Annotated in this window: 23 protein-coding genes; 12 read left to right on the top strand and 11 right to left on the bottom strand. The window is 69.7% G+C overall.

Annotated elements, in window-relative coordinates:
* Positions 1–5: 5 nt before the first annotated feature.
* Entirely contained in the window at positions 6–1,547 is a 1,542-nt protein-coding gene (locus BO64_RS10125; RefSeq protein WP_496403169.1) for an acetyl-CoA acetyltransferase, read from the bottom strand.
* A 240-nt stretch (positions 1,548–1,787) separates the two neighbouring features.
* Between BO64_RS10125 and BO64_RS10120 the strand changes: the two genes are divergently transcribed.
* From BO64_RS10120 to BO64_RS10100, 5 genes are all read left to right on the top strand, one after another.
* Positions 1,788–2,126 (top strand): P-II family nitrogen regulator, encoded by a 339-nt coding sequence (locus BO64_RS10120; protein ID WP_496403168.1) that lies wholly within the window; start codon positions 1,788–1,790, stop codon positions 2,124–2,126.
* A 46-nt stretch (positions 2,127–2,172) separates the two neighbouring features.
* Complete coding sequence (glnA, locus tag BO64_RS10115) at positions 2,173–3,582, top strand: type I glutamate--ammonia ligase (RefSeq protein WP_496403167.1); 1,410 nt, start codon at positions 2,173–2,175, stop codon at positions 3,580–3,582.
* A 192-nt stretch (positions 3,583–3,774) separates the two neighbouring features.
* A complete protein-coding gene (locus BO64_RS10110) occupies positions 3,775–4,182 on the top strand; it encodes a hypothetical protein (protein ID WP_496403166.1) in 408 nt (135 codons plus the stop codon).
* Complete coding sequence (locus tag BO64_RS10105) at positions 4,119–5,021, top strand: glycosyltransferase (protein WP_496403165.1); 903 nt, start codon at positions 4,119–4,121, stop codon at positions 5,019–5,021. The genes BO64_RS10110 and BO64_RS10105 overlap by 64 nt, the downstream gene beginning before the upstream one ends.
* On the top strand, positions 5,018–5,440 hold the full coding sequence (locus BO64_RS10100) for a hypothetical protein (RefSeq protein ID WP_496403164.1): 423 nt from the start codon (positions 5,018–5,020) through the stop codon (positions 5,438–5,440). The genes BO64_RS10105 and BO64_RS10100 overlap by 4 nt, the downstream gene beginning before the upstream one ends.
* Before the next feature lie 10 nt (positions 5,441–5,450).
* Here the strand turns inward: BO64_RS10100 and BO64_RS10095 are convergent, their stop codons facing one another.
* Positions 5,451–5,810, bottom strand: coding sequence for a Kazal-type serine protease inhibitor family protein (locus BO64_RS10095; RefSeq protein WP_496403163.1), 360 nt, complete (start codon positions 5,808–5,810; stop codon positions 5,451–5,453).
* A gap of 90 nt (positions 5,811–5,900) precedes the next feature.
* On the opposite strand from BO64_RS10095, the gene BO64_RS10090 reads away from it, so the two are divergent.
* From BO64_RS10090 to BO64_RS10070, 5 genes are all read left to right on the top strand, one after another.
* Positions 5,901–7,832 carry a M61 family metallopeptidase gene (locus BO64_RS10090; protein ID WP_496403162.1) on the top strand — a complete coding sequence of 644 codons (1,932 nt, stop codon included), beginning with the start codon at positions 5,901–5,903 and terminating at the stop codon, positions 7,830–7,832.
* Positions 7,833–7,915: 83 nt separating this feature from the next.
* Positions 7,916–9,970 carry a DNA topoisomerase IV subunit B gene (gene parE / locus BO64_RS10085; protein ID WP_496403161.1) on the top strand — a complete coding sequence of 685 codons (2,055 nt, stop codon included), beginning with the start codon at positions 7,916–7,918 and terminating at the stop codon, positions 9,968–9,970.
* Positions 9,971–10,145: 175 nt separating this feature from the next.
* Positions 10,146–11,666: a DEAD/DEAH box helicase gene (locus BO64_RS10080; RefSeq protein ID WP_496403160.1), complete on the top strand. Its 1,521-nt coding sequence runs from the start codon at positions 10,146–10,148 to the stop codon at positions 11,664–11,666.
* Between the two features lie 97 nt (positions 11,667–11,763).
* Positions 11,764–12,807, top strand: coding sequence for a GGDEF domain-containing protein (locus BO64_RS10075; protein WP_496403159.1), 1,044 nt, complete (start codon positions 11,764–11,766; stop codon positions 12,805–12,807).
* Positions 12,808–12,888: 81 nt separating this feature from the next.
* Complete coding sequence (locus tag BO64_RS10070) at positions 12,889–13,683, top strand: enoyl-CoA hydratase/isomerase (RefSeq protein ID WP_496403158.1); 795 nt, start codon at positions 12,889–12,891, stop codon at positions 13,681–13,683.
* 63 nt (positions 13,684–13,746) lie between these two features.
* On the opposite strand, the gene BO64_RS10065 is transcribed toward BO64_RS10070, so the two are convergent.
* Genes BO64_RS10065 through BO64_RS10030 form a run of 8 tightly spaced genes read right to left on the bottom strand, consistent with a single transcriptional unit; the run spans position 13,747 to position 20,609 of the window.
* On the bottom strand, positions 13,747–14,142 hold the full coding sequence (locus BO64_RS10065; protein ID WP_496403157.1) for a HesB/IscA family protein: 396 nt from the start codon (positions 14,140–14,142) through the stop codon (positions 13,747–13,749).
* Positions 14,142–14,504, bottom strand: a complete 363-nt coding sequence (locus BO64_RS10060; protein ID WP_496403156.1) for an SUF system Fe-S cluster assembly protein — start codon at positions 14,502–14,504, stop codon at positions 14,142–14,144. Before BO64_RS10060 ends, BO64_RS10065 begins: the two co-directional genes overlap by 1 nt.
* 10 nt (positions 14,505–14,514) lie before the next feature.
* Positions 14,515–15,729: a cysteine desulfurase gene (locus BO64_RS10055; RefSeq protein WP_496403155.1), complete on the bottom strand. Its 1,215-nt coding sequence runs from the start codon at positions 15,727–15,729 to the stop codon at positions 14,515–14,517.
* Positions 15,729–16,754 carry a Fe-S cluster assembly protein SufD gene (gene sufD, locus BO64_RS10050; protein WP_496403154.1) on the bottom strand — a complete coding sequence of 342 codons (1,026 nt, stop codon included), beginning with the start codon at positions 16,752–16,754 and terminating at the stop codon, positions 15,729–15,731. Before sufD ends, BO64_RS10055 begins: the two co-directional genes overlap by 1 nt.
* Entirely contained in the window at positions 16,751–17,497 is a 747-nt protein-coding gene (sufC, locus tag BO64_RS10045; protein ID WP_496403153.1) for a Fe-S cluster assembly ATPase SufC, read from the bottom strand. The genes sufD and sufC overlap by 4 nt, the downstream gene beginning before the upstream one ends.
* Positions 17,498–17,551: 54 nt before the next feature.
* Positions 17,552–19,021, bottom strand: a complete 1,470-nt coding sequence (sufB, locus tag BO64_RS10040; RefSeq protein WP_496403152.1) for a Fe-S cluster assembly protein SufB — start codon at positions 19,019–19,021, stop codon at positions 17,552–17,554.
* The gene (locus tag BO64_RS10035) at positions 19,021–20,175 is read right to left on the bottom strand and encodes a cysteine desulfurase family protein (protein WP_496403151.1); all 1,155 of its coding nucleotides are present in this window, start codon (positions 20,173–20,175) and stop codon (positions 19,021–19,023) included. Before BO64_RS10035 ends, sufB begins: the two co-directional genes overlap by 1 nt.
* The gene (locus BO64_RS10030; RefSeq protein ID WP_496403150.1) at positions 20,172–20,609 is read right to left on the bottom strand and encodes an Rrf2 family transcriptional regulator; all 438 of its coding nucleotides are present in this window, start codon (positions 20,607–20,609) and stop codon (positions 20,172–20,174) included. The genes BO64_RS10035 and BO64_RS10030 overlap by 4 nt, the downstream gene beginning before the upstream one ends.
* A 159-nt stretch (positions 20,610–20,768) precedes the next feature.
* Between BO64_RS10030 and BO64_RS10025 the strand changes: the two genes are divergently transcribed.
* Together BO64_RS10025 and BO64_RS10020 are read left to right on the top strand one after the other, a co-directional pair.
* Positions 20,769–21,419 carry an alpha/beta hydrolase gene (locus BO64_RS10025; protein WP_496403149.1) on the top strand — a complete coding sequence of 217 codons (651 nt, stop codon included), beginning with the start codon at positions 20,769–20,771 and terminating at the stop codon, positions 21,417–21,419.
* Complete coding sequence (locus tag BO64_RS10020; RefSeq protein WP_496403148.1) at positions 21,419–21,799, top strand: YybH family protein; 381 nt, start codon at positions 21,419–21,421, stop codon at positions 21,797–21,799. The genes BO64_RS10025 and BO64_RS10020 overlap by 1 nt, the downstream gene beginning before the upstream one ends.
* 21 nt (positions 21,800–21,820) lie before the next feature.
* Here BO64_RS10020 and BO64_RS10015 read toward each other — a convergent pair whose 3' ends face one another.
* Positions 21,821–22,894, bottom strand: a complete 1,074-nt coding sequence (locus BO64_RS10015) for a M23 family metallopeptidase (RefSeq protein WP_496403147.1) — start codon at positions 22,892–22,894, stop codon at positions 21,821–21,823.
* Between the last annotated feature and the right edge of the window lie 80 nt (positions 22,895–22,974).

Below are 22,974 nucleotides of genomic sequence, written 5' to 3'. Positions count from 1 at the left end.
CGGGACTAGTCCGGTGTGAAGATGTTGATCCCATCCGGGCCGGGCCGCACCGTCCCCGGGCGTCCGACCTGTTCGCTGGTCTCCATAGCCGACAGCAGCGCCTCATCCGAGGGCGTATTGGCGGCGAAGCGCCGCCCGGCCTCATCGCGGCCGACGATCACGCCGAGGAACGGTCCCTCGCGCTTGTGGACCACCGTATAGGTCTCGATCACCGCCCGCCCCTCGGGCCGCTCGATGATCTCGGGATGCGGCAGGGAATCGATCTCGCGCTGGAGAATCGCCGGGTCCTCCCGCTCGAAGGGCCTGTCCGGCCGCCGCGTGGAATAGACCCCGGTCGACTGCTTGGTGAGGTACCAGCCGTTGCCGGTGATCAGGCCGTAGGCGCCGGGCCGCTCGCGCAGCCTGGCCGCCATCGCGGCCACGGAATGCATGACGTAGTTGTTTCCCGGCCCGCCGGCGTAGGGCAGCCCGCCGGTGACCGTGAGCCCGCGGGGATCGTCCAGGGCCAGGCCCAGTTCCTCGGCCCCGATCTCCACAGCCACCGGGAAGCAGGAATAGAGGTCGATCAGGTCGATGCGGTCGAGGCCGATCCCGGCCATCTCCAGGGCCTTCTGGCCGGTGCGGCGCATGGCCGGGCTGGAATGGAAGTCCTGGCGGTCCAGGGGATGCCAGAGGTCGGCCGCGTCGGCGCAGCCGTGGAGATAGACCCAGCGGTCCTCGGGCACGCCCAGCTCCCGGGCCTTGGCCTCGCTGGCGATCAGCACCGCCGCCGACTGATCCACGTCCATGATGGCGTTCATCAGCTTCGGATAGGGGAAGCCGATCATGCGGTTCTTCTCGGAGACCGTGGCGATCTCCTCGGCCGTGCGGGCGACGGGGAACCAGGCCTCGGGATTGGTCGCCGCCACCTGGCTGAAGCGCGAGAACAGCTCGGCCATCCGCCGCTGGTGATCGGGGATCGACCGCTTGTCCCGGGCCCTCAGGGCGTTCTCGAACAGGGGATAGATGTTGATCGGCCGGTCGAGGCCGTGCCGGGCCTCATAGGGCGTCACGCCGGGACGCGGATCGCCGATCCGCTGCGGCTCGGGCAAGTCCTCGGGCTCGTCCGCCTTCCAGTCGTCGAAGGAGAGGCCCCGGGTCGCCCGCTTCATGGCCGAGCCGAGGAATTCGCAGCCCACCGCCAGGGCCAGGTCGGTCTCGCCCTTGGCGATCCGCTCGGCCAGGGTGTTGATCAGGTACTGGGGCGTGTTGCCGCCCATCTCGGAATAGACGCTCCACCGGGGCGAGGCGCCCAGCCGCCGGGCGAGGTTCAGCGGCGGGTTGTTGGCGTGGGGGATCATGCCCCGGCGCGAGCCCGGCGCGTCGATGGTGAAACCCACCACCGCCAGGGCGTCCATGGCGGCCAGGCCGGCCGCGCCGATTCCGGCGTCCGCCGCCGCCCGTTCCGCCGCAATCTTCAGCAATGCGGTGGGCGACGGCGATGTGGCCGGTTCGCCCCGATACGTGAATTGACCCGCTCCGATGAGAACCGGGGTGCGATCACCCATGGTTGAGCCGCCTCCGACGCGCTTGAGTTGTCGATCCTGGGCCCAGAAATCGGCTCAGGCGGCCCATTTCCGGACTGTTCGTTTTCTGACCTGTCGGCGCCCGTTTTTTAGGCGCAAGGCTATTTTCCCAGGCGGCCGCCACGGCAAGCAACCGACTCTCCTTGTGGCCGGGGCGCGGCGCGTGCTCCGTCCCGATCAACCGCGGGGGCGGCGTACATCGCCCCGCCATGAGCCGAGGCCATGAAAAAGATCGAAGCCATCATCAAGCCGTTCAAGCTCGACGAGGTGAAGGAAGCCCTGCAGGAGCTGGGCGTCCAGGGCATGACGGTGATCGAAGCGAAGGGGTACGGGCGCCAGAAGGGGCAGACCGAACTCTATCGCGGCGCCGAGTACGTCGTGGACTTCCTGCCGAAGATCAAGGTCGAGGTCGTCGTGGCTGACGACCAGCTGCCGCGCGCCCTGGAGGCGATCTCGGCGGCCGCCCGCACGGGCCGCATCGGCGACGGCAAGATCTTCGTCTCCGAAGTGCTCGACGTGATGCGCATCCGCACCGGCGAGACCGGCCCTGTGGCCATCTGACCGACACCAACAATCCGCCCGATCGAGACCAAGCAAGGGGATAAAAATGGCTTCCGCGAAGGAAATCCTGGACCTGATCAAGGAGAAGGACGTCAAGTACGTGGACGTCCGCTTCACCGACGTGCGGGGGAAGATGCAGCACGTCACCTTCGACGTCGACCTCGTCGATGAGGACTTCCTGACCGACGGCACGATGTTCGACGGCTCGTCGATCGCCGGCTGGAAGGCCATCAACGAGTCCGACATGAAGCTGCGCCCCGACCTGAGCACGGCGATCATCGACCCGTTCTACCAGCAGACCACGCTCGCCCTGTTCTGCGACGTGCTGAACCCCGACACCAACACGCCCTACAACCGCGACCCGCGCTCGATCGCCAAGGCGGCCCTGGCCTATGTGAAGTCGGCCGGCGTGGGCGACACGGTGTTCTTCGGCCCCGAGGCCGAGTTCTTCGTGTTCGACGACGTGCAGTGGAACACCGCGGCGCACGACACCCGCTATTCGTTCGACTCCACCGAACTGCCGGTGTCGTCGGGCAAGTCCTATCCGGAAGGCAACATGGGCCACCGGCCGGGCGCGAAGGGCGGCTACTTCCCGGTGAACCCGGTGGACAGCGGCCAGGACCTGCGCGGCGAGATGCTGGCGGTCATGGGCGAACTCGGCATGCAGCCCGAAAAGCACCACCACGAGGTGGCGCCGGCCCAGCACGAACTCGGCCTGAAGTTCGCCGAGCTGATCACCATGGCCGACCGGATGCAGCTCTATAAGTACGTGATCCACAACGTGGCTCACGCCTACGGCAAGACCGCGACCTTCATGGCCAAGCCGATGTTCGGCGACAACGGCTCGGGCATGCACGTCCACCAGTCGATCTGGAAGGACGGCAAGCCGCTGTTCGCCGGCGACAAGTACGCGGGCCTGTCCGACATGTGCCTGTGGTACATCGGCGGCATCATCAAGCACGCCAAGGCGATCAACGCGTTCTCGAACTCCACGACGAACTCGTACAAGCGCCTGGTGCCCGGCTACGAAGCCCCGGTGAAGCTGGCCTATTCGTCGCGCAACCGCTCGGCTTCGATCCGCATCCCGCACGTGGACAGCCCGAAGGCCAAGCGCATCGAGGCCCGCTTCCCCGACCCGATGGGCAACCCGTACCTCACCTTCGTGGCGCTGCTGATGGCCGGCCTCGACGGCATCGAGAACAAGATCGATCCGGGCCCGGCCATGGACAAGAACCTCTACGACCTGCCGCCGCGCGAGCAGAAGAAGGTTCCGGAAGTCTGCGGCAGCCTGCGTGAAGCGCTCGAAAGCCTGGATAAGGACCGCGCGTTCCTGAAGAAGGGCGGCGTCATGGACGACGACTTCATCGACGCCTACATCGAGCTGAAGATGGAAGAGGTCATGCGCCTCCAGCTCCATCCGCACCCGGTGGAATTCGACATGTATTACAAGTGCTAATCGGCGCTTGTTGAGCTGAACAGCGAAGGGCCGCGGAGCGATCCGCGGCCCTTTTTGCGTGCGGGCGCCGCCCATCGCCTGGGCGCCGCGGCCGGATGATCGCGCATTCGAAAACCAGGGATACCCGACACCGTTGACGACCCGCGGGCGCGGCCATAGTAGCGCTTGCTATCCATAACGAGCGAATCTGAAATGACCGGCGCCGACAGCGTTTCGCCTCCCCGCGGCCATTTCGTGGTGGCCACCTTCGGGACGCTCGGCAACTTCCTGCCGGCTTTCGGCATCGCCCGGGAGCTGGCCGCCGCCGGCCACCGGGTGGACATGGTCGCCCCCCGTTATTTCGCCCCCCACGCCCACGCCCCGGGCGTCCGCTTCGTGGGGCACGGCGACCCGCAGGCCTACGCCCGCGACCTGGCCGACCCCCCGCGCCATCAATCCCGAGCTGGACTGGGCGGCCGAGTTCTGCAGCGCGGGATCCCTGATGCATCACATCCGGGCCGTGGAGGCCGCCGTCGCGGAGAGCGGACGGGGCGGCCGTGTCGGTCCTCGCCCCGCTGCACGCCTTCGGCGCCCTGTTCGCCGCCCAGCGCCATGGCCTGAAGTCGTTCGGGCTGCTGACCGCGCCGAACCTGATGCCCATCTACCGCACGCCCACGGCGATCCGGGAGACCGCCCACCGGGCCGCCTTCCGGGGCGCGGCCCTGGACGATCCGCCGGCGCCGATGACCGATCCCGCCCGCACCTTCCTCGGGGACTACATCTTCGAGTGGGACCATGTGCTGGAGCTGTTCCCGCCCTGGTTCGACGCCTTTCCGTTCGAGCGGCTGCCGCACAGCCTGCAGGGCACCTTCCCGAACGAGACCTCGGCCCGGGCGATCCCCGAGGTGGAGGCGTTCGCGGTCGCGGGCGAGCGTCCCTGGGTGTTCTTCTCGGGCTCGGGCGGCGGCATCCTCAAGGTGCAGCCCCGGCTCTTCGAGATGGCGGCCGAGGTCTGCCAGCGGACCGGGCGGCGGGGGATCATGCTCGATCCCCTGGCCGGCGGCGCCGTGGAGCCGATGGGCGATGGCGTGATCCGCTCGGGCCTGACCAACCTCAACGCGCTACTGCCGATGGCCCGGGGCTTCTTCCACCACGGCGGCATCGGCAGCACATCCCAGGCCCTGGCGGCGGCCGTCCCGCACGTGATCGCCCCGGTCGGCTTCGACCAGCCGGGCAACGCCGCCTGGATCGCCCGCAAGGGCCTGGGCGTGCAGCTGGACTCCCGCGCGCTCACCCTGGACGCCATGGAAGCGGCCCTGGCGGCGGCCGAGCAGCTTCCGACCGCGCCGCGGCGCGAGCTGGCCGAGCGCCTTCGTCGCGAGGACGGGGCCCGGGGCCTGGCCGCCCTGATCGCCGGGCGCGTGGCCGCCCCGGTCCGGCAGGAGGCCGAGCCGGCGTGACCGACCAACCTGCCGCGCTCAGCCTTCGGGAACAGCTGGCCCTGCCCTTTTTCTACATGCGGTTCGGCCCCACCGGATCGTCGGGCAGCCACACCAACCTCGTCTATTCGGCCCGGCTCTCCGGCCCCCTGGACGTCGACCGGCTGAGGGCGGCCTTCGAGACGCTGACCCGGGAGACGCCGGAACTGCGCGGCTATTTCAGCGGCCCCGACGCGCCCCCCGCGCGCTGGACCAGCGATCAGCTGCCGCCGTTCGAGTTCATCGACGCCTCAGGCCGGCCGGCCGACTTCAAGGCCGCGGGCCAGGTGGGCGGCATCGGGCTGGAGACCGCCCGCAAGCGCGTGCGCGCCATGGTCGAACGGCTGGCCGCCGATCCGGCTGTTCCGGTGGGCGAGGTCACGGGCCGCGCCCTGGCCTAGGGCCGCCGGCTCAGCGGGCCGGGCACTCGCCTTCGGACGCGAGGCTGACCCCGGCGGCGTTCGCCTCGCAGGCGTTGCCGTAGGTCTTGCCGTCGCAGCCGCAGACCGGCCGGTACTCCCGGGTGCACATGGGACGCCGGGCGGTGCAGGTCCCCATGTTGTCGGCCACCTGGCAGGTCCCCGTGGGCATCTTGCAGAAGTCGCCCTCCACGCGGCAGGCGATGCCGGCGAAGCCGCCGCAGGCCTCGCCCGTGGCCGCTGTCCGGGCCGGCCCGGAGGGCGGCGGGTTCGACGCGGTGGACGGCTGGCAGGCGGCCAGGAACGCCCCGAGGGCGGCGACGGCGGCGAGCCGCCCGATGGCTGAGCGCATGAAGACCTCCCTTTGATCCCGGGCAGTCTAACGCCTTTTGGCGCAGGCGGCGCCAATTGCGAGCCACGCCTGGGCTGCTAGAAGACGTGGATGCGCACCTCCGTCTTCGTGCTCGCCGCCGTCCTCGCGGCCGCTCCCGCCCTCGCCCAGCCGTCCCAAGGTCCGCAGCCGACGCCGCTTCCGCCGACGGTCCCGGCGCCGCAGGACGTGGCCTATCCGGGCGTGATCACCGTCGACGTGGACGCCACCGACATCGAGCGGCGCATCTTCCGGGTGCGTCAGACCATGCCGGTGACGGCGCCCGGGCCGATGACCATCCACTTCCCCAAGTGGGTGCCGGGCGGCCACTCGCCGCGCAACCCGATCTACAGCATCGCCGGCCTGACCTTCCGCGCCGACGGCAAGCCCCTGACCTGGAAGCGGGACCCGATCGAGGTCTTCTCGTTCCACATCGAGCCGCCCGCGGGCGCCAAGACCATCGAGATCGAGTTCCAGCATGTGACGCCCACGGCCCCCGACCAGGGCCGGGTGCTGATCACCCCCGAGATGCTGAACGCCCAGTGGATCTCGCTCGCCATGTACCCGGCCGGCTACTACATGCGCCGCATCCCGGTCGACGCGAGCATCCGCCTGCCCGCCGGCTGGGGCTATGGCACGGCCCTGGACACCGCCTCGCAGGAGGGCGACGTGGTCCGCTTCAAGCGGACCGACTTCGACACCCTGACGGACTCGCCCCTGTTCGCTGGCAAGTACTTCCGGCGCTTCGACCTCGACACGAGCGGCAAGTCGCCTGTGCGCCTGAACGTGGTCGCCGACCGGCCCGAACTGCTGGAGGCCACGCCCGAGCAGATCGAGAAGCACCGGGAGCTGATCCGCCAGGCCGACCGCCTGTTCGGCGCCCGCCATTTCGACCACTACGACTTCCTGCTGGCCCTGACCGAGCGCATGGGCGGCATCGGCCTGGAGCACCAGCGCTCGTCCGAGAACGGCACCGTCCCGGCCTATTTCACCGAATGGGCCAAGCACGCCCCGGCGCGCAATCTGCTGCCGCACGAGTACACCCATTCCTGGGACGGCAAGTACCGCCGGGGCGCCGACCTGTGGCGCCCGACCCTGAACGAGCCCATGCGGGACAGCCTGCTCTGGGTCTATGAGGGCCAGGATCAGTACTGGGGCTATGTGCTGGGCGCCCGGGCCGGGCTGGTCACCAAGGAACAGACCCTCGACGCCCTGGCCATGACCGCCGCGACCTATTCCGAGGGCCGCCCGGGCCGCCAGTGGCGCTCCGTCGAGGACACCACCAACGATCCGATCCTCGCCGGCCGCCGGCCTATCCCCTGGATGAGCTGGCAGCGGAGCGAGGACTATTATTCGGAAGGCCAGCTGGTCTGGCTCGACGTCGATACGCTGATCCGCGAGAAGTCCGGCGGCAAGCGCAGCCTGGACGACTTCGCCCGCGCCTTCTTCGGCGTGAACGACGGCGAGTGGCTCCAGCCCCTCACCTACACCTTCGAGGACATCGTCGAGACGCTCAACAAGGTGCAGCCCCATGACTGGGCGACGTTCCTGGATTCCAAGCTGCGGCAGGTCTCGCCCGAGTACCCGCTGGCCGGCCTGGAGCGCGGCGGCTACCGCCTCGTCTACACCGAACAGCCCACCAGCTACTGGAAGGACAACGAGGCCGCCCGGCGGATGGTCGACCTCACCTATTCGGGCGGCCTGACCCTGAACCGCGAGGGCAAGATCACCAGCGTCCTGTGGGACGGCGCCGCCTACAAGGCCGGCCTGACCGTGGGCGACCAGATCCTGGCGGTGAACGGCATCGCCTATGACGCCGAACGCCTGAAGGAGGCGATCACCGCGGCCAAGGACGGCAAGGCGCAGATCAACCTCATCGTCCGAGACGGCGACCACTTCCGCACGGTCGCCCTCGAATGGACGGGGGGCCTGCGCTATCCGCGGCTGGAGCGGATTCCAGGCGTTCCTGACCGGCTGAGCGCCATCTACGCGCCCCGCAAGTAGCCAAGCCGGCGCAGCAGGCCGCATTGCCGCGGCCTGCGCGCCGGGCCATATCCCGGCCGAGAATCGCGCCAAATTCCGAGACGATGTCCCCGAAAACCGCTCAAGCCTCGCTCTTCGACGACGCCCTCAACCCGACGCCGGCCGCGCCGCTGGCGGAGACCCATGAGCCGCGTCCCGAGCCGGCGGCCGCCACGGCCAAGCCGAGCAGCGGCTATTCGGCCAAGGACATCGAGGTCCTCGAAGGGCTGGAGCCGGTCCGCAAGCGTCCGGGCATGTACATCGGCGGCACCGACGAGCGGGCCCTGCACCACCTGTTCGCCGAAGTGCTGGACAACGCCATGGACGAGGCGGTGGCCGGCCATGCCAAGGTCATCGAGGTGACCCTGGACGCCGAAGGCGCCCTCACCGTCCGCGACGACGGCCGCGGCATTCCCGTGGACCCTCACCCGAAGCATCCGGGCAAGTCGGCCCTGGAAGTGATCATGACCGTCCTGCACTCGGGCGGGAAGTTCTCGGGCAAGGCCTATGAGACCTCGGGTGGCCTGCACGGCGTGGGCGTGTCGGTGGTCAACGCCCTGTCCGAACGCGTCGAGGTGACGGTCTACAAGGACGGCTTCGAGTGGCGGCAGGCCTTCACCCGGGGCAAGCCCCTGGGCGCCATCGAGCGTATCGGCCCGACCCGCAAGAAGGGCACCTCGATCACCTTCCTGCCCGACCCGATCATCTTCGGCGAGGGCTGCGCCTTCAAGCCGGCGCGCCTCTACCGCATGGCGCGCTCCAAGGCCTACCTCTTCGGGGGCGTCGAAATCCGCTGGAAGTGCGATCCCGCGCGCATCCACGACCAGACCCCGCCCGAGGCCATCTTCCGGTTCCCCAACGGTCTGGCGGACTTCCTGGCCGAGCGGATCAAGGGGCTCGAGACGGTGACCCCCGAACCCTTCACCGGCCGCTATGAGCGCCCGGGCGAGGCGGGCAAGGTGGAATGGGCCGTCGCCTGGACGCCGGCCGGCTTCGGCGAGGCCGACAGCTTCATCCAGTCCTACTGCAACACCGTGCCGACCCCCGAGGGCGGCACCCACGAGAGCGGCTTCCGCGCCGCGCTCACCCGCGGCCTGAAGCAGTATGCCGAGCTGGTCGGCGAGAAGCGCGGCGGCATCATCACCGCCGACGACGTGGTGGCCCAGGCCGGCAGCCTGGTCAGCGTGTTCATCCGCGACCCCGAATTCCAGGGCCAGACCAAGGAGAAGCTCTCGTCCACCGAGGCCCAGCGGCTGGTGGAAAAGGCGATCGCCGACCCCTTCGACCACTGGCTCACCGCCCAGCCCAAGGCCGCCAACGCGCTCCTCCAGTTCGTCGTGGAGCGCGCCGAGGAGCGCCTGAAGCGGCGCAAGGACAAGGAGGTCGCCCGGGCCTCGGCCACCCGCAAGCTGCGCCTCCCGGGCAAGCTGGCGGACTGCGCCGGCAACGCCATCGACGGCGCCGAGCTGTTCCTGGTGGAGGGCGACAGCGCCGGCGGTTCGGCCAAGCAGGCCCGCGACCGGCGCAACCAGGCCATCCTGCCCCTGCGCGGCAAGATCCTGAACGTGGCCTCGGCGTCCACCGACAAGTTCGGCGGCAACAAGGAGCTGTCCGACCTGCTTCTGGCCCTGGGCGTCCAGCCCGGCTCGAAGTTCAAGGAAGAGGATCTGCGCTACGAGCGCATCATCATCATGACGGACGCCGACGTGGACGGCGCCCACATCGCCAGCCTGCTGATCACCTTCTTCTTCCGGACCATGCCCGACCTGATCCGCTCGGGCCGTCTGTACCTGGCGCTGCCGCCGCTCTACCGGATCAGCCACGGCGGCAAGGCGGTTTATGCCAAGGACGACGCCCACCGGGACGAGCTGCTGGCCACCGAGTTCAAGGGCAAGAAGCCCGAGATCAGTCGGTTCAAGGGTCTGGGCGAGATGATGCCCAGCCAGCTCAAGGAAACCACCATGGACCCGAAGACGCGGACCCTCGCCCGCGTGGTCCTGCCCCGGGCCGAGGAGACGGTGGAGGACCTGGTGGAGGCGCTGATGGGCCGCAAGCCCGAGCTGCGCTTCCGGTTCATCCAGGAAAACGCCGAATTCGCCGCCGCGGACCTCGACATCTGAGGGCGGCGCACGGTGCTCCACGGAGCGGCAATTGCGCCCGATGGAGCCCGAATAACCGTGAGTGCGTTGACTTAGGCGGACCTCTCCGTATGTTCCGCGCGCGCGGCGATGTCCGCCCGCGCCGTCGCGCGCCCCTGCCTGTCATGTCAGGCGAGCGCCGCCCTACCGGTAGCTAATGACCGAATTCTCTGATCTAGGCCTGTCGCCTGCGACCCTAAAGGCCGTCGCCGAAACCGGCTACACCACCGCCACGCCCATCCAGGCCCAGGCCATTCCCGTCGCCCTCGTGGGCAAGGACGTGCTCGGCATCGCGCAGACGGGCACCGGCAAGACCGCCGCCTTCACCCTGCCGATGATCGACCGGCTGGCGGCCGGCCGCGCCAAGGCGCGGATGCCGCGAGCGCTGGTCATCGCCCCCACCCGCGAACTGGCCGACCAGGTCGCCGCCTCGTTCGAGAAGTACGCCGCCGGACAGAAGCTGTCCTGGGCGCTGCTGATCGGCGGCGTGTCCTTCAAGGACCAGGAGCAGAAGCTCGACCGGGGCGTGGACGTCCTGATCGCCACGCCCGGCCGCCTCCTCGACCACTTCGAGCGCGGCAAGCTGCTGATGACCGGCGTGCAGATCATGGTGGTCGACGAGGCCGACCGCATGCTGGACATGGGCTTCATCCCGGACCTCGAGCGCATCTTCAAGCTGACGCCGGCGGCCAAGCAGACCCTGTTCTTCTCGGCGACCATGCCGCCCGAGATCACCCGGCTGACCAAGCAGTTCCTGAAGGATCCGGTGCGCATCGAGGTGGCCCGCCCGGCCACCACCGCCGAGACCATCACCCAGTACCTGGCGCCGATCCCGACGACCGATCCCAAGGCCAAGCGCACGGCGCTGCGCGAGCTGATCAACCGCTCGGACATCAACAACGGCATCGTCTTCTGCAACCGCAAGACCGAAGTCGACATCGTCGCCAAGTCTCTGAAAAAGCACGGCTTCGACGCCGCCGCGATCCACGGGGACCTCGACCAGGCGACGCGGATGCGGACGCTGGAGAACTTCCGCAACGGCGGCCTGAAGCTGCTGGTGGCCTCGGACGTGGCCGCCCGCGGCCTGGACATCCCGGCGGTGAGCCACGTCTTCAACTTCGACGTGCCGCACCATGCGGACGACTACGTCCACCGCATCGGCCGGACCGGACGGGCCGGGCGGACGGGCGAGGCGTTCATGATCACCACGCCGGCCGACGCCAAGAACCTGGACAAGGTCCTGAAGCTGATCGGCAAAACGCCCGAGACGGTCACCCTCGACCTCGACTGGGAGAACATCAAGGACGAGCCCCGCGCCGGTCGCGGCCGCAGCAAGGACGGCGGCCGCAGCAGCCGCGAACGCACCCGCGATCGCAAGCCCCGCGCCGAGCGCCCGGTCCGTGAGGAAGCCGTCGTGGAGGCTGCCGCCCCCCAGGCCGCCCCCCAGGCCGCCCCCGAGGCGGCCGCCGAGGAGGCTCCGGCCCCGCGGCCCCGCCGGGAGCGGCCGGAACGCGCCGAGCGCGCCGAGCGTCCGGCCCGGGCCGAACGGGCGGAACGGAGCGACCGCAGCGAGCGTCCCCGCCGCGCCGAGCGCGACGAGGGCGGCCAGGTGGTGGGCTTCGGCGCCGACATCCCCGCCTTCCTCCTGCGTCCCCCGCCCCGCGCCAAGGACGACTGACCTCCGTTCGCCGCCTTAACCGGGCGTTTGCCCGTCTGCCCTAGCCTCCGCGTCGGCCGTGACGCCAACGCGGCCGGGGGGTTGTGAGGCGCGGCGTATGTCGACCGATGTAGAAGCATCACTGCGGGGCCCGAAGGCCTACGAACTGGCGCGCAAGGCCATTCAGGCCATGGAGGCCAACCACGTCTGGCCGACGACGCTCAATTTCGAGCTCTGGGTGCACTATGTGGCGGCGCGGGACTCCGCCCTGGCCTCGGAGATCGACAGCCTGATCGGCTCGGGCGAGCCCTTCACCGACGCCGTGGGCGAGCAGCTGGCCGCCCAGTACCTGCCCAAGGTCAAGCTGAACGGCGAGATCCTAGAAGCCGGCCAGACCCTGTCCAAGGAACTGGACAGCGTCTCCCGGGCCATCGAGTCCGCCCGCGAGAGTTCCGAGGCCTATGGCCAGCAGCTAGCCGACGCCAGCGAGTCCCTCGACGGCGAGGACGCCCAGGCGATCAAGGCCATGGTGGAGAGCCTGACCGTCGCCACCCGCAAGGTGCGGGAGGAGAACCATGCCCTCGAACTGCAGTTGCACGACACCACGGCCGAACTGACCCGCCTGCGGGAGCATCTGGAACAGGTGCGCCGGGACGCCATGACCGACGCCCTCTCGGGCCTGGCCAACCGCAAGGCCTTCGACGAGGCGCTGGCGCGGGCCTGCGCCGAGCCGGACGCCGCCGTCACCCTGGCGGTGGTCGACATCGACCACTTCAAGAGCTTCAACGACACCTGGGGCCACCAGACCGGCGACCAGGTGATCCGCTATGTGGCGGGGGTGATCGGGCGCTCCAGCCCGGCCCCGCGGCTTTCGGCGCGCTACGGCGGCGAGGAGTTCGCCATCATCTTCCCCGGCGAGACGGCGCGCACCGCCCTCGCCGTGCTGGAGGCCGTGCGCGAGGAGGTCTCCTCCCGGATCCTCAAGCGGCGCTCGACCAACGAGGACCTGGGGGCAATCACCATCTCGGCCGGGATCGCCGAACGGAAAGCCGGCGAGGCCCCGGCCAGCCTGATCGAGCGGGCGGACGGCGCCCTCTACGCCTCCAAGCGCGGCGGCCGCAACCGCACCTCCTGCGCCGACCCCATCGCCGCGGCCGCTTAAAAGGCCCTGACGTTTCCCCTTGGCTGACGCCGGGGTATCTTCCCTTCAATCCAGCCAAACTGGAGCCGAAGGGAGGACGTGATGGACGGCGCTCAAGCCGCGAACAAGGTGCGCACGCAGGTCGAGGGCGGCATCGGCGTCATCACGCTGTCCGATCCCAACACCCTCAACGCCGCGGGCATGGAGCTGATGGAGCAGCTCGCGGCCGCCTTCACGGGCCTCGTAGACGACGATGCGGTGCGCGCCATCGTCATCACCGGCGAAGGCCGGGGCTTCTGCTCCGGGGCCAATCTGTCGGGCGGGCGCGTGTCCGATTCCGGCAAGGGCCCGAACCAGGCGCTGCTCAAGGTCTACAACCCGTTCGTGACCATGATGCGCCGCTCGCCCAAGCCGGTGGTGGCCGGGGTCAATGGCGTGGCGGCGGGCGTGGGCGTGTCCCTGGCGCTGGCCTGCGACCTCACGGTGGCGGCCGAAAGCGCCTATTTCCTGCTCGCCTTCCGGCGGATCGGCCTGGTGCCGGACGGCGGCGCCACCTGGCTGTTGCCGCGCCTGGTGGGCAAGGCCCGGGCCATGGAGCTGATGCTGCTGGGCGAGAAGCTTGCCGCCAAGACGGCGGCCGAATGGGGGCTCATCAACAAGTGCGTCCCCGACGGCGACTTGATGGAGGCCACCCTCGCCTACGCCCGCGCCCTGGCCGAGGGGCCGGCCTCCCTGGGCATGACCCGCAACCTCGTCTGGGACGCCCTTGACGCCCCCTGGCATCTGCAGCTCGAGGCCGAGGCCTACGCCCAGGGCGATGCGGGCCGCACCGCGGACGCCCGGGAAGGCGTCCTGGCCTTCCTCGAAAAGCGACCGGCGCAGTTTAAAGGCCGCTAGGGCCGGCCGCCCGGGCGTCGCCGTCGACCGGACGGTGACGCCGGCGCCTGCCGCCCGGCGGGGCTAGTCCAGCTTGGCCGGCTGGATGGTGACGCTCTCGCCGCAGCCGCAGGCGTCGGTCTCGTTCGGATTGTGGAACACGAACTTGGCCGAGAGCTTGCTGACCTCGTAATCGATCTCGGAACCGATCAGGAACAGCACCGCCTTGGGCTCCACCAGGATGGTGACGCCCTTGTCCTCGACCACCTCGTCCAGGGGATCGATGCGGTCGGCGTATTCCAGGACATATTCCTGGCCGGCGCAGCCGCCGTTCTTCACCCCGACGCGCAGCCCCACATAGGGCTTGTCGGCCTTGGCCATGATCTCGCGCACGCGCTCGGCCGCCCGCTCGGTGAGCGTGACCACCTTGGGGCGCGGGCGCCGCCGGTGCGGCTGAGGGGTGACTTCCAGGTTCGCCATCAGAACATATTGAGCTGGAGCTTGGCCTCGTCGCTCATGCGCGAGGGGTCCCACGGCGGGTCGAAGACCAGTTCGACGCGGCACGAGCGGACCTCGGGGATCTCCTTCACCGCCTCCTCGACCCAGCCGGGCATGTCGCCGGCCACCGGGCAGCCCGGCGCGGTCAGGGTCATGTCGATGGCCACGTCCTTCTCGTCCGAGACGTCCACCCGATAGATCAGGCCCAGCTCGTAGATGTCGACCGGGATCTCAGGGTCGTACACGGTCTTCAGCTTCTCGATGAGCTGATCCGTCAGCCGGTCCAGCTCCGCCTGCGACAGCGGGGTGGAGGGCTGGGTTTCGATCGAGGCGCCGTCGTCCATTCCGTCCATCTTACGCAAAGAATGCCTGCGTCTTGAGAAGCGCGTCCACGAAGGCGTCCGCCTCTTCCTCGGTGTTATATAGGGCGAAGGAGGCTCGGGCGCTCGACGTGACGCCGAAACGCCGCATCAGCGGCTCGGCGCAGTGGGTCCCCGCCCGTACGGCGACGCCATAGCGGTCGAGGATCTGGGCCACGTCATGGGCGTGAGCGCCGTCCACAGTGAAGGACAGGATGGCCCCCTTCCCGGCCGCCGTCCCGATCACCTTCAGCCAGTTGGCGCCCGCGAGCCGCTCCTCCACCCGGCGGTAGAGGCGATGTTCGTGCTCGGCGATGGCGGCCCGGTCCTGCCCGGCCAGCCAGTCGATGGCGGCGCCCAGGCCGATGGCCTCAAGGATCGGCGGCGTCCCCGCCTCGAACCGATGCGGCGGGTCGGCATAGGTGATCGCCTCCTGCGCGACCGTGCCGATCATCTCGCCCCCGCCCTGATACGGCGGCAGGGCCTTCAGGAGCTCGGCCTTGCCGTAGAGGATGCCGATGCCGGTAGGGCCGTACAGCTTGTGCCCCGAGAAGACGTAGAAATCGGCGTCGAGGTCCTTCACATCCACGGGCTTGTGGACGATGGCCTGGCAGCCGTCGAACAGCACCAGGGCCCCGGCCTCGTGCGCCATGCGCGCCAGGGCCTTGGCGTCGTTGATCGTGCCCAGGACATTGGACATGTGGGTCAGCGCCACGACCCTGGTCTTCGGACCCAGCAGGCTCTGGAAGTGATCGAGGTCCAGGGTCCCGTCGTCGGTCACCCGCGCCCACTTCAGCACCACGCCCTGCCGCTCGCGCAGGAAATGCCAGGGGACGATGTTGGCGTGGTGCTCCATCTCGGAGATGACGATCTCGTCGCCCGCCTGCAGCCGCGCGCCGAGGCCCGCAGCCACCAGATTCACCGCCTCGGTGGCGCCCTTGGTGAAGACGATCTCGTGCTCGGCCGCATTGAGGAAGCCGGCCACCTTCCGGCGTGCCGCCTCGTAGGCGTCGGTGGTCTCGTTGGCGAGGGTGTGCAGGCCGCGATGGACGTTGGCGTAAGAGTGCTCCATGGCCCGCACCATGGCCTCAATCACCACCCTCGGCTTCTGGGCCGAGGCCGCAGAGTCCAGGTAGATCAACGGCTTGCCGTGAACTTCTCGCGCCAGGATCGGGAACTCCGCGCGCACCTGTGAAACGTCGAAGGCCATCAGCGCAGCGTCTCCGACAGCCAGTCGGCGGCAAGGTCGCGGGCGGCCTCGTGGCCGATGCGGTCGACCACCTCCCCGAGGAACGCGGCGGTCAGCAGCACCCGGGCCTCGGCCTCGGGGATGCCCCGCTGGCGGGCGTAGAACAGGGCGTCCTCGTCCAGGGCGCCCACCGTATTGCCGTGGGCGCAGGCCACGTCGTCCGCATAGATTTCCAGCTCGGGCTTGGCGTCGATCTCGGCCCGATCGGACAGGATGAGCGCATGGTGGCCCATGCGGGCGTCGGTGCGGTCGGCGCCCTCGGCGACGATGATCCGGCCCTGGAACACGCCCCGGGCCTGGTCGCGGACCACGCCCTTGGTGAGCTGCTCGGTGGTCCCGTCGACGGCGCGATGCTCCACCACCGTCGTCAGGTCGCCGTGACGCCTGTCGGCCAGGACATAGACCCCGTCCAGACGCAGGCGGGCGTGGCCGCCGGGGTGGCGCACCCGCGTCTCCAGCCGCTGGCGGCGGGCGCCGGTGGTGAGGATCGTCTGGGCGAAGCCCGCGCCGGGCTCCAGCTCAACCTCGGCCTGGCTGACCGAGACCGCCTCGCCATCGTCGGCGGCGAGGACGATGCGTTCCACCGCGGCCTCCCCGCAGATCGCGAGGCTGAGTTGCGCGTGGGCCAGATAGGCGCCCTCGCCTTCGTAGCTCTCCAGCAGGGTAAGCCGCCCGCCCCGGGCCACATGCACCGAAACCTGGGCGGCGTGGGCGCCGTCGCCGCGGGAGACGAGGCGCAGGGCCACGGTGTGATCGGCGCCGGGGGCGACCTCGATGCGGACGGGCTCGCCGCCGTTGGCGACGATCTGCACCTCGTCGGCCAGGCCGTCGAACGGCCCGGCGCCCAGGCTCCCCGGATCGAGAGGCGTCGAGGGCGCCGGCACCTCGCGGATCAGGCCGCGCAGGTCGGTCCAGCGCCAGTCCTCGTCACGCTTTCCGGGCAGCTCCGCAGGGTCGCGGGCGCGGATGGCGGCGGCGACGCTCACGCGGCCCTCGCGTACTTGTCATAGCCCTCGCGCTCCAGTTCGAGCGCCAGTTCCGGACCGCCCGAGGCGACGATGCGGCCGCCCGCCAGGACGTGGACCCGGTCGGGTTTGATGTAGTCGAGCAGCCGCTGATAGTGGGTGATCACCAGCATGGCGCGGTCGGGCGAGCGCAGGGCGTTCACCCCGTCAGCGACAATCCGCAGAGCGTCGATGTCGAGGCCGGAGTCAGTCTCGTCGAGGATCAGCAGACGCGGCGAAAGCATCGCTATTTGAAGGATTTCCATCCGCTTCTTCTCACCGCCGGAGAAGCCGACGTTGAGCGCCCGCTTGAGCATCTCGAAGTCGATCTTCAGCTCGGCGGCCTTGGCCTTGGCGAGCTTCAGGAACTCAGGCGCGCTGATCTCCGCCTCGCCGCGCGCCTTGCGCTGGGCGTTCAGGGCCGTGCGGATGAAGGTCAGGGCCGGCACGCCGGGGATCTCCAGCGGATACTGGAACGAGAGGAACACGCCCCGGGCCGCCCGCTCGTTGGGCTCCAGCGCCAGCAAATCCTCGCCGTCGAGGGTCGCCGCGCCCTCGGTCACCTCATAGCCGTCACGGCCGGTGAGGACATACGACAGCGTCGACTTGCCCGCCCCGTTCGGCCCCATGATGGCGTGCACCTCGCCGGCGGGCACGTCGAGGGACAGTCCCTTGAGGATCTCCTTGCCTTCGACGGCGGCGTGCAGGTTGGAAACGGACAGCATTCTAGCGGGCCTCGCGGGCGACGAACTCGGGATGGGTGACGAAGGGCGCGGTCATCAGCCGACGCTTCCTTCGAGGCTGATGGCCACCAGCTTCTGGGCCTCGACGGCGAACTCCATGGGAAGTTCCTGCAGCACGTCCTTGACGAAGCCGTTCACCAGCAGCTGGACCGCCTCCTCCTGGGAGAGGCCGCGCTGCATGGCGTAGAACAGCTGGTCCTCGGAGAGCCGGGTCGTGGTGGCCTCGTGCTCGAACACCGCCTGGCCGTTGCGGGCCTCGATGTAGGGCACGGTGTGGGCGGCGCACGACTTGCCGATCAGCAGGCTGTCGCACTGGGTGAAGTTCCGCGCGCCCTTGGCCTTGGGGTGGGCCGAGACCAGGCCGCGGTAGGTGTTGGAGCTCTTCCCGGCGCTGATGCCCTTGGAGATGATCCGCGAGCGGGTGTTGGCCCCGAGATGGATCATCTTGGTGCCGGTGTCGGCCTGCTGGCGGCCGTTGGTGATGGCGATGGAGTAGAACTCGCCGACGCTCTCGTTCCCGCGCAGGACGCAGGAGGGATACTTCCAGGTGATGGACGAGCCCGTCTCCACCTGGGTCCAGGAGACCTTGGAGCGGTCGCCGCGGCAGTCGGCGCGCTTGGTGACGAAGTTGTAGATGCCGCCCTTCCCGGTCTCCGGGTCGCCCGGGTACCAGTTCTGGACCGTGGAATATTTGATCTCGGCATCGTCCAGGGCCACCAGCTCCACCACCGCGGCGTGCAGCTGGTTCTCGTCACGCATCGGGGCGGTGCAGCCCTCCAGATACGACACGTAGGCTCCCTTGTCGGCGATGATCAGGGTGCGCTCGAACTGGCCTGAATTCTCGGCGTTGATCCGGAAATAGGTGGACAGTTCCATGGGGCAGCGCACGCCCGGCGGGACGTAGACGAAACTGCCGTCCGAGAAGACCGCGCTGTTCAGGCAGGCGAAATAGTTGTCGCTCACCGGCACCACCGAGCCGAGGTACTGGCGCACCAGCTCCGGGTGCTCGCGGATCGCCTCGCTCATGGAGCAGAAGATGACCCCGGCCTGGGCCAGCTCCTTCTTGAAGGTGGTGACCACGGACACGCTGTCGAACACCGCATCGACCGCATAGCGGGGCGCGCCCTGCACGCCGGCCAGGACCTCCTGCTCCTTCAGCGGGATGCCCAGCTTCTTGTAGGTCTCCAGCAGTTCGGGATCGACCTCGTCCAGGCTCTTGGGGCCGGTCCTGGCCTTGGGCGCGGCGTAGTAGTGCAGGTCCTGGTAGTCGATGCGCGGGAAGCTGACCTTGGCCCAGGCCGGCTCCTCCAGGGCCAGCCAGCGGCGGAAAGCCTCAAGGCGCCATTCCAGCATCCACTCCGGCTCGTCCTTCTTGGCCGAGATGAAGCGGACGATGTCCTCGTTCAGGCCCTTGGGCGCGAACTCCTGGTCGATCTCGGTGACAAAGCCGTGCTTGTACTTTTCAAGGCTCTGGACGTGTTCGACGGTCTGTTTGACGGCGGCCATCAGGCGATTTCCTTTCGTGGCGCGCCGTGCCGGGCGACGTGGCGGGCATGGGCCTCAAGCCACACGTCCACGAACCGGCTCCAGTCCGCCTCGGTTGTATTCCAGCCGCCGCTGACCCGGATGGCGCAGCCGGCGAGATCGCCCTGCCCCATGGCCAGGAGGACGTGGCTCGCCTTGACCTTGCCCGAGGAGCAGGCCGAGCCGGCGCTGACCATGATCCCGGCCAGGTCCAGGGCCATGACCTGCAGGTCCGAGGACCAGCCGGGGGCGGCGACGTTGAGGGTGGTGGGCAGCCGCGGCGCAGCCTCGCCCATGACGATGGCGCCGACGGCCTTCAGGCGTTCGGCGGCGGCGTCCCGCCAGGCTTGCTGGCGGGTATTGTCGGACAGCGAGGCGCGCAGGACCTTGGCGGCCGCGCCCAGGCCGGCGATGCCTGGGATGTTCTCGGTGCCGGCGCGGCGTCCGCGCTCATGCCCCCCCCCGTGCTGACGGCGGGTCAGGACGGCGCGGGGCCCGAAGGCCAGGGCGCCCACGCCCTGGGGCGCGCCGATCTTGTGGCCGGACAGGGTCAGGGTGTCGGCGCCCAGGGCGGCCATGTCGACCGGCAGCTTTCCCACGGCCTGGATGGCGTCCACATGCAGCCAGCCGTCGGCCGCGCGCACAAGTTCGGCGGCCTGGGCCACCGGCTGGATCACGCCGGTCTCGTTGTTGGCGAGCATCAGGGCCACGAACGGCCGCCCGTCGGCGGGGTCCCAGCGGGACAGGCGCTCGGCCAGCCAGGCCAGATCGGCCGCCCCGTCGGGAGTCACGGGCAGCAACTCCAACTCCGCCGCCGCAGCCTTGGCGGCCTCGAGCACGGTGGCGTGCTCGATGGCGGAGACAATCAGTCGCCGGGCGCCTGCCGCCACGGCGCTGTCGATGACGAGGTTGTTGGCCTCGGCGCCACCGCTGGTGAAGACGATATTGGCCGGCGCGGCGCCCACGAGACCGGCCACCTCCTCCCGCGCCTGCTCCATGATGGCGCGGGCGGCGCGGCCACAGGCATGGATCGAAGAGGCGTTGCCGGTCACGCCCAGGGCCCGGACGACCGCGTCGACCGCCTCCGGTCGCACCGGGGCGGTGGCGTTGTTGTCGAGATAGACGGGACCGCTCACGCCGCCACCCGGCCGTTCCGCAGACGGCCCCCGATGACGTCGGCGAGGCTCACAGAGGAAAGGTAGTCCTCGATCTGGCGGCCGAGGTCGGCCCACAGGTCATGGGTCAGGCAGCGCTCGCCGCGGATCATGCAGCCCTGGCCGGCCTTCTCGCAGCGGGTGGCGCGCAGGGGCTCGTCCACGGCGTGGACGATCTCGGCGATGGTGGTGGCGTCGGCCGGCCGCGCCAGGCGATAGCCGCCGCCCGGCCCCCGGGCCGACTTCACGAGGCCCTTGCGGCGCAGGCGGGCGAACAACTGCTCCAGGTAGGACAGCGAAATCTCCTGCCGGGCGGCGATGTCGGCTAGCGCCACCGCCCGGGCGGCCTCGCCTTCCCGGCGGGCGAGGTCGGCCATCGCCATGACGGCGTAGCGGCCTTTCGTGGAGAGACGCATGAGTCTGAACCCGATGCAGTTTTCGCGCGCATCCGGAGCGGCCTGTGCTACAAGCCGCGCCTCGCGCGGAGCTTTGGAACCCGTCGCTTCCGGATGGTCGCGACTTAGGAAGACCAAGCGCCGTAGTCAAGTATTCGGGGCCGACTAAGAGGGGTCTAGATGCCAGAGGTTGTTCTGACCGGCGCCGCCGGGCGGATCGAAGGCCGTTATTCGCAGGGCAAGAGCGAGACCGCACCGGTCGCCCTCATCCTGCACCCGCACCCCAAGGCCGGCGGCCAGATGAACAACCCCGTGGCCGTCCAGCTCTTCCACATCTTCATGAAGCGCGGCTTCTCCGTCCTGCGCTTCAACTTCCGGGGCGTGGGGCGCAGCCAGGGCGAGTTCGACGGCGGCATCGGCGAGCTGGCGGACGCGGCCACCGCCCTCGACTGGCTGCAGGCGACCAATCCCGCCGCTTCCCAGTGCTGGGTGGCCGGCTATTCGTTCGGCGCCTGGATCGGCATGCAGCTGCTGATGCGTCGCCCCGAGACGGACGGCTTCATCTCGGTGTCGCCGCCGACCAACGCCTACGACTTCTCGTTCCTGGCCCCCTGCCCGGCCTCGGGCCTGATCCTGCACGGCGGAGCCGACACGGTGGTGCCGCCGGTGGAGGTGGAGCGCGTGGTCTCGAAGCTGCGCACCCAGAAGGGCATCGTCATCGACTATGACGTGGTGGACGGAGCCAGCCACTTCTGGACCGAGAACCTGCCCGACGTGGAAAGCCGGGTCGGCGCCTATCTCGACAAGCGCCTCGAGGCGACCCCGGCCTGATGGCCACGTCCCCCGAGGACGCCATCCGCGCGCGTCGACGGCTGACCAACAAGCTGATCGCCGCCCATGAGGCGGCGCGGCTGCGGCCGTTCTTCGCGCCGGACGTGAAGCTGGTGGTCGGCGACGGCGCCCTGATCCTGGGCGCGGACCAGGTGATGGAGGCATTCGCCGGCCAGTTCGCCGATCCCGACTTCGTCACCTATGTCCGACAGACCGAGACGGTGGAGCCGGACGCCGCCGGCCTGCGCGCCGCCGAAGCCGGGCGCTGGACCGCCGACTGGAAGGGCCATCCGCCCATGGGCGGGCGCTATCTGGCCGTCTGGCGCAAAATCACGGGCCAGTGGGTGATCGAGAGCGAGCTATACGTCACCCTCACCTGACTTGAGCCTAGCGCCTCACGGCTAGAAGCGGGTCTCGATCCGCTTCTCGGCCCACACCTTCCCGTCCCGCAGAATCCGCAGCTCGGCCCGATAGACGCCCGGGGGCCAGCCGCCCGGCGGACGGCGCTTGCCGATGAACTGCAGCTGGTGGGCGCGGGTCTGGGCCATGGGCTCGGTCGTCGTCTCGGCCAGCACCTCGCCGCCCGGACCAGTGAGCGACAGCTGCAGGGAATCTCCCGCCAGCAGCGAGATCGCCCGCATGTAGGCCACCAGGGCCGGCGCATCGGGACCGGCGGGGGTGAACTGGCCGGATTCGACGCGATCCATGTTCATCGGCTCGCCCGCGAACCCGGCGTTGAGGATCGCGCCCGGGCGATAGGCCAGAGCCCGCGCCGCCTCGGCGCTCCACAGCGAGGCCTGGGCCGGACAGGCGCCAGGCGCCACGGGGCCGGGCGCAAAGGGATCGGTGAGCACTCCGCCCCGCAGCACGCTGAAATGCAGGTGCGGATATTCCGTCAGGCCAGAGAGGCCGATGCGACCGAGGGGCTGGCCTGCGGCGACCTCGTCCCCCGGCTTCACCTGCACGCTGCCCTGGGCCATGTGGCAATAGGAGCTGGTCCAGCCGTTCCCGTGGTCGATCACCACCGCATTGCCGCAACCGATGTTGGTGACGGCCTCAGCCCCCACGACCCGCGCCGAAACGTCCGCCACGCCGTCGCGGACCCGCAGGACCTTGCCAGGCGCGGCCGCCAGCACGGCGACGCCCCGGGCCTGGGCGGTCATGTCGGGCAGGCGGATGTCCAGCCCCTCGTGGCCGTCGTTGGTGGCTGCGCCGCAGCGATAGTCCAGAACACCCGGGCCGGGATCGCGGTCCATGTAACGCTGGATTCTGCAGTCCTGACCCAGGCGGCAGGCGACGGGGAAGACGAACCTGGGCGCGGCGGGATCGGTGGCCGGCAGCGGCGTCGGGTCGGGCGCCCGGGCCGCCGGCTGGGCCTGGGCAGGCGCCGAAGCCCCGGCCTCCTCTCCCCGGCCGCCACAGGCGGCGAAGGTCAGAACCGGGACGAGCAGCAGGGCGAGCGACGCAGGACGCATGGGCGGAACCTCCGGAACGAAGCCGCCAGCTTGGCGCGCAAGGCCGCGCCCGCAAAGGGGCGCCGCCCGGCGCGGAACCT

The organism is Phenylobacterium composti DSM 19425 (genome assembly GCF_059568645.1).
The sequence above is the reverse complement of the archived record's forward strand: the minus strand, read 5'-3'. Positions and strand labels throughout refer to the sequence as shown.

Excerpts from the sequence above, each read along its gene's own strand:
- BO64_RS10025 (WP_496403149.1), top strand. The coding sequence starts at position 20,769 with ATGCCAGAGGTTGTTCTGACCGGCGCCGCCGGGCGGATCGAAGGCCGT.
- BO64_RS10060 (WP_496403156.1), bottom strand. The coding sequence starts at position 14,504 with ATGGACGACGGCGCCTCGATCGAAACCCAGCCCTCCACCCCGCTGTCG.
- sufB (WP_496403152.1), bottom strand. The coding sequence starts at position 19,021 with ATGGCCGCCGTCAAACAGACCGTCGAACACGTCCAGAGCCTTGAAAAG.
- BO64_RS10110 (WP_496403166.1), top strand. The coding sequence starts at position 3,775 with ATGACCGGCGCCGACAGCGTTTCGCCTCCCCGCGGCCATTTCGTGGTG.
- BO64_RS10125 (WP_496403169.1), bottom strand. The coding sequence starts at position 1,547 with ATGGGTGATCGCACCCCGGTTCTCATCGGAGCGGGTCAATTCACGTAT.
- BO64_RS10020 (WP_496403148.1), top strand. The coding sequence starts at position 21,419 with ATGGCCACGTCCCCCGAGGACGCCATCCGCGCGCGTCGACGGCTGACC.
- BO64_RS10070 (WP_496403158.1), top strand. The coding sequence starts at position 12,889 with ATGGACGGCGCTCAAGCCGCGAACAAGGTGCGCACGCAGGTCGAGGGC.
- BO64_RS10095 (WP_496403163.1), bottom strand. The coding sequence starts at position 5,810 with ATGCGCTCAGCCATCGGGCGGCTCGCCGCCGTCGCCGCCCTCGGGGCG.
- sufC (WP_496403153.1), bottom strand. The coding sequence starts at position 17,497 with ATGCTGTCCGTTTCCAACCTGCACGCCGCCGTCGAAGGCAAGGAGATC.
- parE (WP_496403161.1), top strand. The coding sequence starts at position 7,916 with ATGTCCCCGAAAACCGCTCAAGCCTCGCTCTTCGACGACGCCCTCAAC.
- BO64_RS10090 (WP_496403162.1), top strand. The coding sequence starts at position 5,901 with ATGCGCACCTCCGTCTTCGTGCTCGCCGCCGTCCTCGCGGCCGCTCCC.
- BO64_RS10015 (WP_496403147.1), bottom strand. The coding sequence starts at position 22,894 with ATGCGTCCTGCGTCGCTCGCCCTGCTGCTCGTCCCGGTTCTGACCTTC.
- BO64_RS10065 (WP_496403157.1), bottom strand. The coding sequence starts at position 14,142 with ATGGCGAACCTGGAAGTCACCCCTCAGCCGCACCGGCGGCGCCCGCGC.
- glnA (WP_496403167.1), top strand. The coding sequence starts at position 2,173 with ATGGCTTCCGCGAAGGAAATCCTGGACCTGATCAAGGAGAAGGACGTC.
- BO64_RS10080 (WP_496403160.1), top strand. The coding sequence starts at position 10,146 with ATGACCGAATTCTCTGATCTAGGCCTGTCGCCTGCGACCCTAAAGGCC.
- BO64_RS10030 (WP_496403150.1), bottom strand. The coding sequence starts at position 20,609 with ATGCGTCTCTCCACGAAAGGCCGCTACGCCGTCATGGCGATGGCCGAC.
- BO64_RS10055 (WP_496403155.1), bottom strand. The coding sequence starts at position 15,729 with ATGGCCTTCGACGTTTCACAGGTGCGCGCGGAGTTCCCGATCCTGGCG.
- BO64_RS10120 (WP_496403168.1), top strand. The coding sequence starts at position 1,788 with ATGAAAAAGATCGAAGCCATCATCAAGCCGTTCAAGCTCGACGAGGTG.
- BO64_RS10075 (WP_496403159.1), top strand. The coding sequence starts at position 11,764 with ATGTCGACCGATGTAGAAGCATCACTGCGGGGCCCGAAGGCCTACGAA.